Origin of the sequence: Acidovorax temperans, assembly GCF_006716905.1 — a bacterium.
In the GTDB taxonomy this organism is placed as follows: domain Bacteria; phylum Pseudomonadota; class Gammaproteobacteria; order Burkholderiales; family Burkholderiaceae_C; genus Acidovorax; species Acidovorax temperans.
The window spans coordinates 182,376-198,981 of record NZ_VFPV01000002.1 but is presented as its reverse complement, the minus strand read 5'-3'; the positions used below and the strand labels follow the sequence as shown (position 1 = coordinate 198,981).

At 67.2% G+C, this 16,606-nt stretch carries 12 protein-coding genes; 3 read left to right on the top strand and 9 right to left on the bottom strand.

Annotation, left to right across the window (positions count from 1 at the left end; all coding sequences use genetic code 11):
• Positions 1 to 26: 26 nt before the first annotated feature.
• From tcuB to BDD18_RS09010, 4 genes are all read right to left on the bottom strand, one after another.
• Positions 27 to 1,208, bottom strand: coding sequence for a tricarballylate utilization 4Fe-4S protein TcuB (tcuB, locus tag BDD18_RS09025; RefSeq protein WP_142082812.1), 1,182 nt, complete (start codon positions 1,206 to 1,208; stop codon positions 27 to 29).
• 301 nt (positions 1,209 to 1,509) lie between these two features.
• A complete protein-coding gene (locus tag BDD18_RS09020; RefSeq protein ID WP_125958923.1) occupies positions 1,510 to 2,598 on the bottom strand; it encodes an IS5 family transposase in 1,089 nt (362 codons plus the stop codon).
• Between the two features lie 71 nt (positions 2,599 to 2,669).
• On the bottom strand, positions 2,670 to 4,067 hold the full coding sequence (gene tcuA / locus BDD18_RS09015; protein ID WP_142082809.1) for an FAD-dependent tricarballylate dehydrogenase TcuA: 1,398 nt from the start codon (positions 4,065 to 4,067) through the stop codon (positions 2,670 to 2,672).
• A 106-nt stretch (positions 4,068 to 4,173) separates the two neighbouring features.
• On the bottom strand, positions 4,174 to 5,115 hold the full coding sequence (locus BDD18_RS09010; protein WP_142082807.1) for a LysR family transcriptional regulator: 942 nt from the start codon (positions 5,113 to 5,115) through the stop codon (positions 4,174 to 4,176).
• Positions 5,116 to 5,638: 523 nt separating this feature from the next.
• Here BDD18_RS09010 and BDD18_RS09005 point away from each other — a divergent pair.
• Positions 5,639 to 6,817 carry a GGDEF domain-containing protein gene (locus tag BDD18_RS09005; RefSeq protein ID WP_142082806.1) on the top strand — a complete coding sequence of 393 codons (1,179 nt, stop codon included), beginning with the start codon at positions 5,639 to 5,641 and terminating at the stop codon, positions 6,815 to 6,817.
• A 46-nt stretch (positions 6,818 to 6,863) separates the two neighbouring features.
• Positions 6,864 to 8,021 (top strand): tRNA 2-thiouridine(34) synthase MnmA, encoded by a 1,158-nt coding sequence (gene mnmA, locus BDD18_RS09000; protein WP_142082804.1) that lies wholly within the window; start codon positions 6,864 to 6,866, stop codon positions 8,019 to 8,021.
• A 214-nt stretch (positions 8,022 to 8,235) separates the two neighbouring features.
• Here mnmA and ssb read toward each other — a convergent pair whose 3' ends face one another.
• Positions 8,236 to 8,790 (bottom strand): single-stranded DNA-binding protein, encoded by a 555-nt coding sequence (gene ssb / locus BDD18_RS08995; RefSeq protein WP_142082802.1) that lies wholly within the window; start codon positions 8,788 to 8,790, stop codon positions 8,236 to 8,238.
• A gap of 152 nt (positions 8,791 to 8,942) precedes the next feature.
• Positions 8,943 to 10,133 (bottom strand): MFS transporter, encoded by a 1,191-nt coding sequence (locus tag BDD18_RS08990; protein WP_142084007.1) that lies wholly within the window; start codon positions 10,131 to 10,133, stop codon positions 8,943 to 8,945.
• Between the two features lie 220 nt (positions 10,134 to 10,353).
• On the opposite strand from BDD18_RS08990, the gene uvrA reads away from it, so the two are divergent.
• Positions 10,354 to 13,446: an excinuclease ABC subunit UvrA gene (gene uvrA, locus BDD18_RS08985; RefSeq protein ID WP_142082801.1), complete on the top strand. Its 3,093-nt coding sequence runs from the start codon at positions 10,354 to 10,356 to the stop codon at positions 13,444 to 13,446.
• A 67-nt stretch (positions 13,447 to 13,513) separates the two neighbouring features.
• On the opposite strand, the gene BDD18_RS22820 is transcribed toward uvrA, so the two are convergent.
• The 3 genes from BDD18_RS22820 to BDD18_RS08975 all read right to left on the bottom strand — a co-directional run bounded on the left by BDD18_RS22820 (position 13,514) and on the right by BDD18_RS08975 (position 16,503).
• Positions 13,514 to 13,945, bottom strand: a complete 432-nt coding sequence (locus BDD18_RS22820; RefSeq protein ID WP_338071801.1) for a hypothetical protein — start codon at positions 13,943 to 13,945, stop codon at positions 13,514 to 13,516.
• Between the two features lie 15 nt (positions 13,946 to 13,960).
• Positions 13,961 to 14,443, bottom strand: coding sequence for an alpha/beta hydrolase (locus tag BDD18_RS22815; protein WP_338071800.1), 483 nt, complete (start codon positions 14,441 to 14,443; stop codon positions 13,961 to 13,963).
• Between the two features lie 83 nt (positions 14,444 to 14,526).
• Positions 14,527 to 16,503, bottom strand: coding sequence for a sigma-54-dependent Fis family transcriptional regulator (locus BDD18_RS08975; protein ID WP_244939048.1), 1,977 nt, complete (start codon positions 16,501 to 16,503; stop codon positions 14,527 to 14,529).
• Positions 16,504 to 16,606 lie beyond the last annotated feature (103 nt).

The window sequence follows — 16,606 nt, the reverse complement described above, 5'->3', positions numbered from 1 at the left end:
GGGTTGTGTGGGGGATGGGGTTGTGATCAGTCCGCGCCCAGGCCAATGGGATTGGGCTGGCGCTTTTCCACCGCGTGGCGCAGCAGCGAAGCGGTGCGGAAGATGCCGTGCGCAAACTTGCCGTAGGGCAGCGTGGCAAACAGCGCCATCACCGCGCCCAGGTGCAGGCACAGCAGCAGCGGCAGGCCAGCGGTGCCGCGCGCCGCCCACAGGGCCAGGCCGCTGGTGGCGGTAAGGAACAGCAGGGCGATGAAGGCGCGGTCCATGGGCTTTTGTGCGGCATCGCCATGCAGCGGGTGGCGGCGCAGATTCAGCCGCCACAGGCCAGCCGTGCCAATCGCCAGGCTCACGCCGCCAATGCCGCCCAGCAGTTTGGGCAGGCTGGGCAGGTCGTACGGGGCGGGCAGTCCCAGCAGGTAGTGGTACAGCGTGGCCACGCTGGTGGCGGCAAAACACAGCGTGAAGCCGTAGAACGTGAAGTGGTGCATGCGCCTGCGCGACAGGGTGTATGCGTCGTCTTCGTTGTGACAGCCGTCGCCGTGGCCGCCGTCCAGGTATTTGAGGCGCAGCACGGCGTCGGTGGCCTCGGCCGTGGCGGGCGCGCTCAGCGGTGCGCCGCTGGTGGCGGGCGTCACGTCGCGCCAGAAGCGGCGCACGCCCAGGCCCAGCGCCAGCACGGCAAACAGGAACACGGGCGCAAACAGGCCCACCAGCAGGTTGTGCGGAAAGATGCCGTAGAAGCCGCCCACGGGGGCCTGCCACAGTGCGGCAATGCCCTGGCCGTGCAGCGCCACGGCCAGCAGCAGGAACAGCGTGAGCCCTGCGACCAGCGCCAGCGCGAGGGTCAGGCCGTTGCGCTGGTAGAGCTGGCCCAGCGCGGGCGGCCAGGCGTAGTCGGCATAGGTTTGGCCGCGCACCTGGGCCATGGCCTGGGGCACGTTCACTGCAAACTCGTGCGGCGGCGCGTACTGGCAGGCGTGCAGGCAGGCGCCGCAGTTGTGGCACAGGTTGGCGATGAAATGGATGTCGGCCTTGCCGAACTCCAGCCGCCGCGTCATGGCGGGGAACACGGCGCAAAAGCCTTCGCAGTAGCGGCAAGCGTTACAGATCTGCAGCTGGCGGGCCACTTCGGCCTCGGGGGCGGAGAGCACGATTTCGCCATTCGCCAGCGCTTTGGCGTCGCGCGTCAGGGCTTCAAGCGCTTGCATGGTTTGCTCCTGTTTTGCCGCCGGGCCGCCCCAAGGCACAACGCTCCCCCTCGGGGGGCAGCGCAGTACACGAAGTGACAAGCGTGGGTGCTATATTTTTCATAGCTGCCTGCGCTTTTGCATGGGGCGCTGCAGGCGGTTTTGGTTCTAACAGGCCGTTGAAAAAGTGCTCTTCGAACGCATCAAGGTCGTGGATTTCGAAGAAGCAAGTCGCCCAGACGCGCCCACGAATCAAATTCGAGGGCCATTTCGGCCTGTTTGCAGGCCGTTTTGCCCGTTTCGGGCGCACGTATCCCATGGCTCACGCATGATGCGCGTCCCACCAGCCACCCAGACTGCCCATGCGCACCAGGTTGTAGGTGGCAAAGCACAGCAGCGCCTGGCCCGCGAGCTTGGCCTGACCGATCAGCTTGGTCTTGGCCAGACCACCCACGGTCTTGATCCAGCCAAAGGCCTCCTCGATGCGCTTGCGCACCTTCAGGCTGGTCTTGTAGCTCTCGTGCCGCGTGACTCTGGCGTCGACCGCCGAGTGCTTGTCCTTGGCCGCCACGTGTGGCGTGACCAAAAGCCGGCGGCAGCCCTTGATGAAGGCCTTGCTGTCGTAGCCCTTGTCGGCCCCGACCGTGGCCCGCTTGTTCCTGTTGCCCCGGCGCCCCAGCATGGCCAGCGCCGCTTCGCGCTCGGCGGTGCCACTGGCGTGGGTGATCTCAACATCCACGATCAGCCCGTTGCGGTTTTCCATGAGGATGTGCCCCATGTGGCACAGGCGGGACTTGTCACCCGCGCTCTTCTTGAACAACCGTGCATCAGCGTCCGTGGTGCTTTGGTGGGTGTCGTTGCAGCGCTCCTGTCCTTTGAAGTCCACCTCGGGATTGCGTCCGGGCGGCGTGTCGCTGTCATCGTCTTTGCGCTTGAAGCTCTTGTGCGAGGCCCAGGCTTCGATGAGCGTGCCGTCCACGCTGAAGTGCTCGTCGCTGGCAAGCCGCCCCCACTGGGCGCTGAGCTTGACGCGCTCGAAGAAGGCACGGGCGAGGTCTTCGTTGAACAAGCGTTCGCGGTTGGCGCTGAAGGTGGAGTGGTCCCAGACCTTGTCTTCGATGTTCAGGCCCACGAACCAGCGGTACAGCAGGTTGTAGTTGACCGCCTCGACCAGTTGGCGCTCGCTGCGGATGGAGAACAGGATCTGCAGCAGCAAGGCCTTGAGCAGCATCTCGGGCGGCACCGAGGGGCGCCCGCGGCGGGCATACACCGCTTCGAACTCGCTGTGCATCGTCGCCAGCAGCGCATCGACCACGGCGCGCAACTTGCGCAGCGGGTGTGCCGCTGGCACGCGCTCTTCAAGGCTGATGTAGCTGAACATCGCCCCCTGGAAGTCTTGGTTGCCTCTCATCTTTCTTGTCTGGGTCGTTCTTGGATGGCTTCAGATCGTAGCGGCCCACACGGGCGGCGGCGAAGGATTTTTCAACGGCCTGCTAAAGCGGCTTTGGCGGCATTGGTGCCCGCAATGCGGCCAAACGCGGTGCCAATGCTCATGCCCACGCCAGCGGTGTAGCCCTTGCCCAGCACGTTGCCGGCCATCATTTCGCCGGCCACGAACAGGTTGGGGCTGGGCTGGTTGTTGAAGCGCACGGCGGCCGTGTCGTCGGTATGCAGGCCGAGGTACGTGAAGGTGACGCCCGGCTTGAGCGCGTAGCCATAGAACGGGCCGGTGTCGATGGGCCGGGCCCAGTGCGTTTTGGCGGGCGTGACGCCTTCGGTGTGGCAGTCGTCCAGCGCGGTGTGGTCAAACTGGCCCACGCGGCAGGCGGTGTTGTAGGCATCGAGCGTGCGGGTGAAGGTGTCCACGGGCAAGCCCAGCTTTTGCGCCAGCTCGGGCAGCGTGTCGGCCTTGACGCCGGGGAACACGGGCGGCATGAAGCGGCCAATGGCCTTGCTGTCGATGATCGAGTAACCAATCTGCCCCGGTTGCTGCGCCACCAGGCGGCCCCAGATGGCATAGCGCTTGGGCCAGAAGTCCTCGCCCTCGTCATAGAAACGTTCGCCATTGCGGTTGACCACCACGCCCAGCGACACGCAGTCAATGCGCGTGCAGATGCCGCCGTCGTACAGCGGCGCGCGCGCGTCGATGGCCACCATGTGCGCCTGCGTGGGATCGCCGATGCGGTCGGCGCCGTGGTCATCCAGCAGGTGCTTGAGCAGTACGCCCTTGTTGTAGGCCGTGCCCCGGATCAGGAAGTTGTCGGCCGGCCACTCTCCCCGCTCGTTCTGGCCCCAGGCCTCGCGCAGCCATTCGCGGTTCGATTCAAACCCGCCGGCGGCCAGCACGCAGGCCTTGGCGGCAATGCGCTCGCCGCTCGCCAGGTGGGCGGCGACGAAGCGGCGGCCGTCCATCTCGATGCGCTCCACAGGCGCCTCGTAGCGGATCTGCACGCCCAGTTGCTCGGCGCTGCGGTAGTACGCATTGACCAGCGCCTTGCCGCCACCCATGAAGAACGCGTTGGTGCGTGCCACATGCAGCGTGCCTGCCAGCGCGGGCTGAAAGTGCACGCCGTGGCGGCGCATCCAGGGGCGGCAGGTGCTCGACTCGCGGATCACCAGGCGCGCCAGGTGTTCGTTGGTCAGCCCGCCCGTCACCTTGAGCAGGTCTTGCCAGAACTCTTCCTCGGAGTAGGCATCGACCAGCACGTCCTGCGGCGCATCGTGCATGCAGCGCAGGTTGCGCGTGTGGGCCGAGTTGCCGCCGCGCCAGGCGCGCGGGGCGGATTCGAGCAGCAGCACGCTGGCACCGGCTTCGCGGGCCATCAGCGCAGCGCACAGGGCGGCGTTGCCGCCACCGATCACCAGAACATCGGGTTGCATGGGCAGTTCTTTCCATTCATCGTGTGCCGAATGTAGAAAGAACCCCGCCGCTTGCGCAGGGGCTGCCAAGGCATGGCCCCATCACGAATCGTGATGGGTTGACCGTCTAAACGGCCGAAGTGAGCTTGGCGCCTACCCAGTGGCCTGACTGCACCAGCTCACGCACGCAGTCGCCCAGCACCACGCGCGCGGCCAGGGCGGCGGGCGAGAGTTCATCGTCCGACAAGCTGCACAGCGCCGCGGGCCGGAAGGCTGGGGCATCGGAGATTTCGGCCATCACAAAGCGCTCGCCTGCGTCTGCATAGCGGCCCACCGCCGCCCAGGGCTGGATGGTGCTGCCCAGGCCCATGTCCACCGCATCCATCAGCAGTGCCAGCGAATCGATTTCCATGGCCAGGCGCGGCGTCACGCGGGCCTGGGCGAAGGCGGTGTCGAGTCGGCTGCGCAAGCCGTGCGGGCCGGTGGGCAATATCAGGGGTTCATCGCCCAGCTGCGCCAGAGCCACCTTGCGCCGCAGCGCCGGTTTGCGCACGCCGCGCTGGGCCGAGCGGATGAGGAACAGCCGCTCTTCCAGCAGCGGCAGCACGCTCCAGCGGCGGGCAGGCTGGGTATCGAACAGCACCGCCAGATCGAGCTGGCGGGCGTTGAGCATGTTGGAGAGGTGGCCCGACAAGCTGCCCACCATGTGCAGCCGCACATCGGGGTAGCGCTCGTGCATGGCGCGCATCAGCGGCACGCCCAGCACCGAAGCCGTGGTGGGCGACAGGCCCACACTCACACTGCCCGTGAGCCGCGCCTGCGCCGCCGCCCGCGCGGCCTGGTCGGCATGGCGCAGGGCCAGTTGGGCCTCGCGAAAGAACGCCAGCCCGGCCTCAGTCGGCACAGCGCCCTTGGCCGTGCGCTGTAGCAGCCGGGTGCTCAGCTCGCTCTCCAGCCGGCTGATCTGCTGGCTCAGCGCCGACTGCACCATGTCCAGATCCACCGCCGCCCGGCCCATAGAGCCGAGTTCGACGATGCGGACGAAGTAGCGGAGTTGGCGCAGTTCCATGGGGCGTGATGGTCGCACAGTTGCGGGCCTTGCCACCGCACGCTGGCAGGCGGCCTGGGCAAGTCACCCGCAAGTCGCCCGCAAGTCACCTGTGCGGCAAACCCCAGCCCCTTCTGTCATGGGCATTCCATAGACTTGCCGCCTAGTGCGACATTGCCCCACGCCGCCCGGCTTGGCCCTAGTCCACTGAATCCTTGAAATCGGCGGTGCGCCAGGGCTGCGGCGGGATGCACGGCAAGGCGCATGCTGCAGCCAAGGCTGGCCGCCTTGGCAAAGCATGCAACGCAGCCGGGCGCCCGCTGCAACCCCGGCCCGCAGGGTGAGGGTCTGGCAAGGCCGCACTCGTCGTTGCCGTGCTCGCCGGGTGTCCAACCCGGCTGCGCCCGGCGCCTAGATTGCGGCCTTGCCAAACCCTCACGCACCGCCGATTTCAAGGATTCAGCGGACTAGGATGCACGGCATTGGCACCATCGCTTTCGGGCGGTGGAACGCTGCGCGTCCTGCATTCACCCACCCTCTGCCCATGGTTGCCACCGTCATTCTCGGCATGCTTTGCGTGCATCTGCTGTGCTTTAGCACCATGTTCCTGCTGATCAGCAAACGGCTGGACGGCAACCGCATGGGCATGGAGGTGTTTGCGCTGGGCAATCTGCTGCTGGGCGTGGCGTATGCCTTGCAGCTGGTGGGCGGCGTCGCCAACCACCGCGCTATCGGGTTCATCAACCACACCATGACGCTGGGCGCCCCCGTGGCCTACGCGCTGGGCGCGGCCCGCTTCTTCAACCGCCCCGTGCCCGTGCTGCGCCCCCTGCTGGCGGTGGCGGGGCTGTACACCGCTGCGCAATTACTGGTGCAGTTCACCCTGGGCACACAGGCCCGCCATGCCATGCTGGCTGGCGCCTGCGCGCTGCTTTTTCTGGCGATGGTGGTGGCGCTGCTTTATGGCATGCGCTCGTTCGCCAAAGACATGCGGGCCGAGATGACGGTGTTTGCCGTGCTGATCGCCGGTATCTGCGGGCTGAACGCGGCCAAGCTGGTGATGATCCTGCACTCCGGCTTGCCCGCCCTGGACATGAACAGCGGTTTCCAGACGGTGTTCTACGTCTACATGTCGTTCCTGGGCACGGTGCTGCCGCCCTGCATGGTGTGGCTGGTGCTGCGCCGCCTGACCGATGAACTGCGCGTGATGGCCACCCAGGACCCCCTCACCGGTCTGCTGAACCGGCGCGGGCTGATGGCGTGCCTGGAGATGCATTTCCGCTCGCGCACGGCGGGCAACGCGCACCTGCTGATCGTGGACATCGACCACTTCAAGCGCATCAACGACACCCACGGCCACCAGATGGGCGACCTGGTTCTGGGCCGCGTGGCCCAGGTGCTGCAGGCCACTGCGCGCAAGGGCGACCTCATCTGCCGCCTGGGGGGCGAGGAATTCCTGGTCGTGGCCCTGGACATCGAACCCGCCGGAGTCTTCCTGCTGGCCGAGCGCTTGCGCGAGGCGATCAGCCACAGCGAAGTGCCCAGCATCTCTGCCCAAGGCCCCATCCGGTGCACCGTCACCATCGGGGTATCGCAAGGCTTCTCGCACCCGCAGGCGCTGGATGCGGTGCTGCAGCAGGCCGACGCGGCGCTGTACCGGGGCAAGGCATCGGGCCGCGACCGGGTCGAGAGCGCCTTCGCCCCGCTCCCGCTGCCCGCCTGAAGCCCCACGCAGCGGCGGTGCCGCCATCAAAAATACAATCGGGGCAATGACTTCCCCTACCAAACAGCGCGTTGTCGTCGGCCTCTCCGGCGGCGTGGACTCGGCCGTGACCGCCTACCTGCTCAAAAAGCAGGGCCATGAGGTGGTCGGCATCTTCATGAAAAACTGGGAAGACGATGACGACAGCGAGTACTGTTCGTCCAACATCGACTTCGTGGACGCCGCCGCCGTGGCCGATGTGATTGGCATCGAGATTGAGCATGTGAACTTCGCGGCCGACTACAAGGACCGGGTGTTTGCCGAGTTTCTGCGCGAATACCAGGCCGGCCGCACGCCCAACCCCGATGTGCTGTGCAATGCCGAGATCAAGTTCAAGGCCTTTCTCGACCACGCCATGCGCCTGGGGGCCGAGAAGATCGCCACCGGCCACTACGCCCGCTTGCGCCACAACCCGACCACCGGCCTGCACGAACTGCTCAAGGGCCTGGACCCGAGCAAGGACCAGAGCTACTTTCTGCACCGCCTGAACCAGGCGCAGTTGTCCAAGACGATGTTCCCCGTGGGCGAGCTGCACAAGACCGAGGTGCGCCGCATTGCCGAAGAAATTGGCCTGCCCAATGCCAAGAAGAAGGACTCCACCGGCATCTGCTTCATTGGCGAGCGGCCGTTTCGCGAGTTTTTGAACCGCTACATCAGCCACGCGCCCGGCCCCATCCTGGACGACCGGGGGCGCAAGCTGGGCCAGCACGTGGGTCTGAGCTTCTATACCCTGGGCCAGCGCCAGGGCCTGGGCATCGGCGGCGTGAAGGAAAAAGGCACCGGGGCGAAAGCACCGTCTGGCCAGCCGGTGCGCGGCGGCGGCGACCATGAGCCCTGGTACGTGGCCCGCAAAGATCTGGAGAAAAACACGCTGCGTGTGGTGCAAGGGCATGACCACCCCTGGCTGCTGTCGCACCGCCTGGTGGCACAAGACGTGAGCTGGTGCGCAGGCCACGCGCCCACGCCCGGCAGCTATGCCGCCAAGACCCGCTACCGCCAGCAGGACGCCGCCTGCACGCTGGAAGCTGCGCCCGAGGGCTTTGCCCTCACCTTCCCCGAAGCGCAGTGGGCCGTAACGCCCGGCCAAAGCGCCGTGCTGTACGACGGCGACGTGTGCCTGGGCGGCGGCGTGATTGCGGCGGTAGACAGCACGCCCACCACCTGAGGCCTGGTGCGGCATTTGTGATGCCGTTCAATCTTTACTATCAAAAAGATAGCGGCTAGCGCTTGTCCAACAAATGCTGGAAGCCATTTTCTTCAAAATTGGTGGTTTGCCTTCGGGCGTGCGTGTAGCCCGGTCGCCCAAGAAAAAAGCCCCGTAGCGCCATAGCTGCGGGGCTTTTTTTCACGGTTCTCAACAAGTGCCGCGATGGATGGCCTCAGAACGGAATGTCGTCGTCCATGTCGTCAAAGCCCGACGCAGCGCGCGGAGGCTGTGCCACGGGCGCTGGCGCTGGGCGGGGTGCGGGCGCGGCCATGGGGCGTGGTGGGGGGGCTGCGCGGCGGGGGGCCTGCTGCTCGTAGCCGCCACCGCCCTGGTCGCCGTAGCCGCCGTCGTCATAGCCACCTGGCTGGCCGCCACCTTGGCCGCCCATGCCTTGGCGGCCACCGAGCATCTGCATCTGGTCGGCGCGAATTTCGGTGCTGTACTTTTCAACGCCGGACTGGTCCGTCCACTTGCGGGTGCGCAGGCTGCCTTCCACGTACACCTGCGAGCCCTTGCGCAGGTACTGGCCCACGATTTCGGCGAGGCGGCCGTTGAAGACCACGCGGTGCCATTCGGTGGCTTCGCGCATTTCGCCGGTTTGCTTGTCTTTCCACTTGTCGGTGGTGGCAATCGTCACGTTGGCCACTTGATCGCCGCTGGGAAACGTGCGCATTTCGGGGTCGCGGCCCAGGTTACCGACGATGATGACTTTGTTGATGGATGCCATAGCTGTACCTTGCAATGAAAAAGCGCCGGATTTGAAGAAATTTCCGTGCGCCAGATGGAAGAAAGCCGCCATTGTGCCGCAACCGGCCCGCGGGCGGCAGGCCCGACGCAGCCCCCAGGGGCTGTGTTGGTAACGCGCCCTCGGGCGGGTTTTCAGTGCCCGGCGCCAGCCTCGTTGCGCCCCACGGGGCGCAGCTTCCAGGACGCCGCCAGCCATAGGGCCATGAGCGCCGTGGTGGCGGCAAACAAGCCCACGGGGCCCGACCACTTCAGCAGCGCGCCCCCCAGTGCTCCGCCAGCAAACAGGCCCAGCGACTGCAGCGTGTTGTAGCTGCCCAGCGCCGCGCCGCGCACCTGGGGCGGTGCCATGCGCGACACCAGGCTGGGCTGGCTGGCCTCCAGCGCGTTAAATCCGCAAAAGAACACAAACAGCAGCGGCCCCAGCACCCACAACGATGGCACGGCACCGCTGGCAGACAAGGCGCCCAGCCCCACCTGCACCCCCAGCACCAGGCCGATGGCGCCCAGCAAGGCGGCACGCAGGTGGCCCCTGCGCTCCAGCGCAAACAGACCGCCCATGGCCACGAACGACAGCACCACAGCCGGCAGGTACACCTGCCAGTGCTGGTCCTTGCCCAGCCCGGCCTGCACCAGCATGGCTGGCACGGCCACCCACATCGACAGCTGCACCGTGTGCAGCACGAACACGCCCAGGTTCAGGCGCAACAAATCAGGGTGCGCCCACACATCGGCCAGGCGGCCACGGGGCGCGTTCTTCAGTTCCGCAGGTTCAGGCGGCACCCACCACAGCACCACGGCCACACCGGCCAGGGCCAGCGCACAGGTCAGGCCAAACAGGCCCGACAAGCCCAGCGCCGCCGTCAGCACCGGCGCGGCCACCAGGGCCACGGCAAACATCAGCCCAATGCTGCCGCCCACCAGCGCCATGGCCTTGGTGCGCACGGCATCGCGTGTCTGGTCGGCCAGCAGCGCCGTCACGGCGGCCGACACTGCGCCTGCACCCTGCAGCGCGCGGCCTACCAGCAGACCGGTGAGCGAATCCGCCAGCGCCGCCAGCAAGCTGCCTGCGGCAAACACCAGCAGGCCCAGCACAATCACGCGCTTGCGGCCAAAGCGGTCAGACGCCATGCCCAGCGGCAACTGCAGCACCGCCTGCGTGAGGCCATAAATGCCCATGGCCAGCCCTACCAGCGCAGGGTCATCCCCACCGGGGTATTTGCGGGCCTCCAGCGCAAAAACGGGCAGCACCAGAAACAAGCCCAGCATGCGCAAGGCAAAAATCAGCGCCAGGCTCACGCTGGAGCGGCGCTCCAGCGCGGTCATGCGCTCTGCGGGGGGTGCGGGGCGGGTTGCAGCCGCGTGGGGCAGGGAGGAAGAAGAATCCGGCACGGTGTGCACTGTGGCCTAGTGATGCAAAGCAGGATTTTCACCGATTGGCACTAGCAGCGCCGAAAGCCCGCCAGAGACACCGGCCGACCCGACCCGCCCCGCCCCCAAAAGGCCCTGGCAGACACCCCCGCAGGGAAAAAGCGGCTGGCCTATCATGGTGGGTTTTCTTGCCCTCCGCGACTTGCCGCCCGTGACCGACTCTTCTGCCCCCACATCGCCCGCTGACGGCACCTACCTCGCCCGCGCCCTGCGCGAGCAGCGCATCAGCATCCGTGGCGCGCGCACGCACAACCTCAAGAACATCGACCTGGACATTCCGCGCAACCAGCTGGTGGTGATCACGGGGCTGTCCGGCTCGGGCAAATCCAGCCTGGCGTTTGACACGCTGTATGCCGAGGGCCAGCGGCGGTATGTGGAGAGCCTGTCGGCCTATGCGCGGCAGTTTCTGGGGCGGCTGGACAAGCCCGATGTCGACCTGATCGAAGGCCTGTCGCCCGCCATCAGCATCGAGCAGAAGGCCACCAGCCACAACCCGCGCTCCACCGTGGGCACGGTGACCGAGATCCACGATTACCTGCGCCTGTTGTACGCCCGCGCGGGCACCCCGTTTTGCCCCGACCACGGCCTGCCGCTGGCTGCGCAGACCGTGAGCCAGATGGTGGACGCCGTGCTGGCGCTGCCCGAGGACACCAAGCTGATGATCCTCGCGCCCATGGCGCGCGAGAAAAAGGGCGAGTTCACCGAGCTGTTTGCGCAGATGCAGGCGCTGGGCTACATCCGCTTTCGGGTGGATGGGCAGATCTACGAGCACGAGAACCTGCCCCCGCTCAAGAAGACCGAAAAGCACGACATTGACGTGGTGATCGACCGCGTGAAGGTGCGTGCTGACCTGCAGCAGCGCCTGGCCGAGAGCATCGAGGCCGCGCTGCGCGTAGGTGGCCACGAAGGCAATGGCCGCGTGCTGGCGCTGGAAATGGACACGGGGCAGGAGCACCTGTTCAGCAGCAAGTTCGCCTGCCCGGTGTGCAGCTATTCGCTGGCCGAGCTGGAGCCCCGCCTGTTCTCTTTCAACTCGCCCATGGGTGCCTGCCCGGCGTGCGACGGCATAGGCCAGCGCGAGGTGTTCGACCCGGCACGCGTGGTGGCCTTCCCCACGCTCAGCCTGGCCAGCGGCGCGATCAAGGGTTGGGACCGGCGCAACGGCTACTACTTTGCGATGCTGGAGAGCCTGGCCAAGCACTACGCGTTTGACATCGAGGCCCCGTTTGAATCACTGCCTGCGCCGGTGCAGCACGCCATTCTGTACGGCTCGGGCGAGGAAGAGATTGCCTTCAGCTACATCCTCGACAGCGGTGCGCAAAAGGGCAAGACGGTGACCAAGAAGCACCCCTTCGAAGGCATCATCCCCAACATGGCCCGCCGCTACCGCGAGACGGATTCGGCAGTGGTGCGCGAGGACCTGGCGCGCTTTCGCAGCACCCAGCCCTGCCCTGAATGCCACGGCGTGCGCCTGCGCCGCGAGGCACGCCATGTGAAGGTGGGCGAAGGCGAGCAAGCCCGCGCCATCTACGAAGTGAGCCATGCCACGCTGAGCGATGCGCACGCCTGGTTCCAGGCCCTGCGCCTGACGGGGGCCAAGGCAGAGATTGCTGACAAGGTGGTGCGCGAGATCGCCACGCGCCTGCAGTTTTTGAACGACGTGGGCCTGAGCTACCTGAGCCTGGACCGCAGCGCCGAGACGCTGAGCGGCGGCGAGGCGCAGCGCATTCGCCTGGCATCGCAAATCGGCTCGGGCCTGACGGGCGTGATGTATGTGCTGGACGAGCCCAGCATCGGCCTGCACCAGCGCGACAACGACCGTCTGATTGCCACGCTGCAGCACCTGCGCGACATTGGCAACAGCGTGATTGTGGTGGAGCACGACGAAGACATGATGCGCGCCGCCGACCATGTGATCGACATGGGCCCCGGCGCGGGCGTGCACGGCGGGCGGGTGATGGCGCAGGGCACGTACGACGAAGTGCGTGCCAATGCGCAATCGCTCACGGGCCAATACCTTTCAGGCACGCGGACCATTGCCGTGCCCCAGCGCCGCACGCCCTGGCTGCCGGTGCTGGACCAGCCCGCGCCCGTGGTGGAGGCCAAGACCAAGTCGCGCTTTCCGCAAACCGAGGCGAGCAAGCGCCGCGCCGAGCGCATGGCAGAGCACCACGCACGCCAGGGCGCCGTGCAGGCGCTGCGCGTGGTGGGCGCCACGGGCAACAACCTCAAAGGCGTGACGGTGGACTTCCCCGTGGGCCTGCTCACCTGCGTGACGGGCGTGTCGGGCTCCGGCAAGAGCACGCTGGTGAATGACACGCTGTATGCCGCCGTGGCGCGCCAAGTGCACCGCGCGCACGAAGAACCGGCCGAGCACGAGGAGATCGTGGGCATCGAGTATTTCGACAAGGTCATCAACGTAGACCAGAGCCCCATCGGCCGCACGCCGCGCAGCAACCCTGCGACTTACACCGGCCTGTTCACGCCGATCCGCGAGCTGATGGCCGAGACCAACACCGCCAAGGAACGCGGCTACGGCCCGGGGCGCTTCAGCTTCAACGTGTCGCAATCCTCCGGCGGTGGCCGCTGCGAGGCCTGCCAGGGCGACGGGGTGGTGAAGGTGGAGATGCACTTTCTGCCCGACGTGTACGTGCCCTGCGACATTTGCCACGGCCAGCGCTACAACCGCGAAACGCTGGAAGTGCTGTGGAAGGGCAAGAACATTGCGCAGATTCTGGAGCTGACGGTGGAGGATGCTGCGGCGTACTTCAAGGACGTTCCAACAATAGCCCGCAAGCTGCAGACGCTGCTGGACGTGGGCCTGTCATACATTCGCCTGGGCCAGGCGGCGACTACGCTCTCGGGCGGCGAGGCGCAGCGCGTGAAGCTGGCGCAGGAGCTGTCCAAACGCGACACCGGCCGCACGCTCTACATCCTGGACGAGCCCACCACCGGCCTGCACTTTGCCGACATTGACCTGCTGCTGAAAGTGCTGCACCAGCTGCGCGATGCGGGCAACACCATCGTCATCATCGAGCACAACCTCGACGTGATCAAAACCGCCGACTGGCTCATCGACATGGGCCCCGAAGGCGGCGCGGGCGGCGGCACCGTGGTGGGCGTGGGCACGCCCGAGGAACTGGCGGCCAACCCGGCCAGCCACACGGGGCGGTATCTGGCACCATATCTGCGCAAAGAATCTGAATGAAAACGGGCTCTAGCGCTTATCCTGCAAGCGCTAGCAGCTATTGATTCAGTAGCAATCTACCTTCGCATCACTGCAGGTGGCGGGCCACCTCGGCGTCCAGCGATCCCATGAAGGCTTCCACAGCGCGGGTGTAGTCGCTGTCCAGGCCCAGCCGGGCATTGATCTCGCCGTGGCTCAGGGCCTGGGGCAGCACTTCGGCGCGGCCGCCCTGGCTGCGCACGTGGCGGGCCATGGCTTCGGCCTGGGCGCAGGGCTGGTCTGCGCGCTGGGTGGAGCACACCATCTGCAGCGGGGGCGCGCCCACCGTCCACTGGTGGAACGGGGACAGCGTGGCCCAATGGGCGGGGTCGCTGCCAAACGCATCGTCGTACACCCGCAGGTGCCGCGCGCGCATGGCGGCGGGCACGTTCATCACAGCACTGTCGAGCGCCAGGGCGCCCAGCCACGGCACCGCCCCTTCGCGCTGGGCCTGCGGCGCGCGGGCGTTGAGCAAGGCCACCAGATGGGCGCCTGCCTAGTGGCCCATGAGGATGAAGCGGCCGGAATCCCCGCCCCAGGTGCTGGCACGCTGCTGCGCCGCCACCTGGGCAGCCTGCACATCGCGCGCCTGCGCCGACACGGGGGCCGCAGGCAGCATGCGGTAATTGGCAGAGATGAGGATGAAGCCCTTGGGCACCCAGCGGTTCACCTTCTCCTGCACCACGCGGCCCATGGCTTTGTCGCCAATCCGCCAGCCACCGCCGTGCACCATGAAGATGACGGGTGCAGGCTGCGCGCTGACGCCTGCGGTAGTACCTGCAGGCACATACACATCCATGCGCTGGGCCGGGTCTGGGCCGTAGGGCACGTCGGCAATGCGCTGCACCCCGGCCGGTAGCGGCGCGGAACGCTGCTGGGCATGGGCAGGCCAAGCCGCGGCGACAACCCACAAGGTGGCGACCGCCACAACGGCTTGGCGAAGGGATGCCCGGCGCAGCGGAGAAGGACTGGCGGACACAAGCCCCCTGAAAACAGAAAGAAGCATAAATGGCCTGTAGCGCTTGATGGATAAGCGCAAGCAGCTATGCATTCAATAGCAAATCAATGCACCCGCGCAGCCAGCTTGCGGTACAGCGTCTGGCGGCTGATGCCCAGCTGGCGTGCCGCCTGCGAGACATTGCCGCGCGCGCTTTGCAGCGCCTGGTCGATGGCAGCGCTGGAGAGTTCCTGCAGGCTGAGCACCGCTGCCGCAGGCACCGGCCTGGCGGTGGTCAGCCCTGGCAGCCTTGCGGACAAGGGCGGGGCCGCCGTTTGCAGCGCCTGCACGATGTCATCGCCCAGGTGTTCCCAGCCCAGCGTGTCTTCGCCCTCGGCCAGCATGGCGCAGGCGGTGCGCAGCACGCTGGCGTATTGGCGCAGGTTGCCGGGCCAGGGGTGGGCGGCCAGGCGCTGCAGCAGGTCAGGCGCCACCTGCACGGGGTGGGGCAGACCTTGTTCGGTGGCCAGGTCGGCCAGCAGTTGCGCCGTCAGGGCGGCGAAGTCGGTGCGCTCGCGCAGGGCGGGCAGCTGCACCGTCAGGCCGTTGAGGCGGTAGTACAAGTCGTGCCGGAAGCGCCCCTGCTCGGCCGCCTGCAGCAGCTGGCAATGCGTGGCGCTGATGAGGCAAAAGTCCACCGGCACGGCGTGGCCTGCGCCCACGGGCGTCACGCTGCGGTCTTGCAGCACGCGCAGCAGGCGGGTTTGCAGGGGCAGCGGCATGTCGCCGATTTCATCGAGGAACAGCGTGCCGCCGTGGGCCTCGCGCAGGCGGCCCAGGCTGCCTTCCTTGCGGGCACCGGTGAAGGCGCCAGCCACATGGCCGAACAGCTCCGATTCGATGAGGTGCTCGGGGATGGCCGCGCAGTTGATGGCCACGAAGGGCCCGGCGCGGCGTGGGCCGCTGGCGTGCAGGGCGCGCGCAAACACTTCCTTGCCCACGCCCGATTCGCCCTGGATGAGCACCGCAATGGGCTTGCCCACCACGCGGCGCGCCTTGTCGGCGGCGGCACGCCAGCGGGCGTCGCCCGTGTCCAGCCGGGCCAGGGCGTCGTCGGCGGATTCGTTGGCGGCGGGGGCACCCGGCGTGCCGCGCACCCAGCGGGCGGCGGGCCAGGCGGCAGCGTCGAGCTGCACCTGCGCATACAGCAGCGCCCCACCGCGCAGGCGCAGCGCCTGGGGCTGCTGGGGGCGGCGGTGGTGGTGCGAGAGCAGGTCATCCAGCCGCACGTCCAGCACCTGTGCCAGCGGGGTGGCGCCCACGTCGCCCATGTGCAGGCCCAGCTGGGTGAGGGCCACGCGGTTGGCGCCCACGATCCAGCCATCGGCCGACACGGCCACGATGCCTTCGGCCACGCTGCCAATGCCCTCGGGCTCGCGGTGCAGGTGTAGGCGGATGTTGCGCTTGCAGGAGGCCACCAGCAGGCGGTTTTCGATCATGCGGGCCGCAGTGCTGACCAGGCCCAGGGTGTGGGCGTGGCCGTTGCGGTGGTCGCCCGAGATATCGAGGATGCCCAGCAGCTCGCCCGTGGCCGAGAGGATGGGCGAGGCCGCGCAGGTGAGAAAGCTGTTGCGCTCCAGAAAATGCTCGCCGCCATGCACTTCCACCGCCGTGCCTTCGGCCAGCGCCGTGCCAATGGCGTTGGTGCCCCGGTGGGATTCGTGCCACGAGGCGCCGCAGGTCAGCGCCACGCGCTCGGCCTTGTCCACAAAGCCGGGGCTGCCCAGCGTGTGCATGAGCATGCCGGCCCGGTCGGCCAGCACCACCACGCTGTGGCTGTGGCGCACCTGGTCGAACAGGTATTCCATGATGGGGCGCGAATGCGTGAGCAGGCTGTGGTTGCAGGCCATGGCCTCACGCAGCTCGCCGGGGCTGGGCAAATCGGCCGCTGCGCGCCCGGCAGGGGCCAGGCCTGCGGCCATGCTGCGCCCCCAGGAACGGGCCAGGCGCTCATCCACCAGGCCCGTGGGGCAATGGCCGTGTTCCAGCAGATGTCGCCGGGCCTGTTGCAAGGCCAGCAGGGGGGATGGGGTGGTGCGCACGCTGTCTCCTGAACGGGCGTCATGGCACCCGCTTCGAAGGGGCAGTATGGCCGGGTGCGAAAGGCGGGGCAATAGCGTTTGCACAGGGAAACTGTCCAACTGT

Excerpts from the sequence above, each read along its gene's own strand:
- BDD18_RS09010 (WP_142082807.1), bottom strand. The coding sequence starts at position 5,115 with ATGGAACTGCGCCAACTCCGCTACTTCGTCCGCATCGTCGAACTCGGC.
- tcuA (WP_142082809.1), bottom strand. The coding sequence starts at position 4,067 with ATGCAACCCGATGTTCTGGTGATCGGTGGCGGCAACGCCGCCCTGTGC.
- BDD18_RS09020 (WP_125958923.1), bottom strand. The coding sequence starts at position 2,598 with ATGAGAGGCAACCAAGACTTCCAGGGGGCGATGTTCAGCTACATCAGC.
- BDD18_RS09005 (WP_142082806.1), top strand. The coding sequence starts at position 5,639 with ATGGTTGCCACCGTCATTCTCGGCATGCTTTGCGTGCATCTGCTGTGC.
- tcuB (WP_142082812.1), bottom strand. The coding sequence starts at position 1,208 with ATGCAAGCGCTTGAAGCCCTGACGCGCGACGCCAAAGCGCTGGCGAAT.
- mnmA (WP_142082804.1), top strand. The coding sequence starts at position 6,864 with ATGACTTCCCCTACCAAACAGCGCGTTGTCGTCGGCCTCTCCGGCGGC.
- uvrA (WP_142082801.1), top strand. The coding sequence starts at position 10,354 with ATGGTGGGTTTTCTTGCCCTCCGCGACTTGCCGCCCGTGACCGACTCT.
- ssb (WP_142082802.1), bottom strand. The coding sequence starts at position 8,790 with ATGGCATCCATCAACAAAGTCATCATCGTCGGTAACCTGGGCCGCGAC.
- BDD18_RS08990 (WP_142084007.1), bottom strand. The coding sequence starts at position 10,133 with ATGACCGCGCTGGAGCGCCGCTCCAGCGTGAGCCTGGCGCTGATTTTT.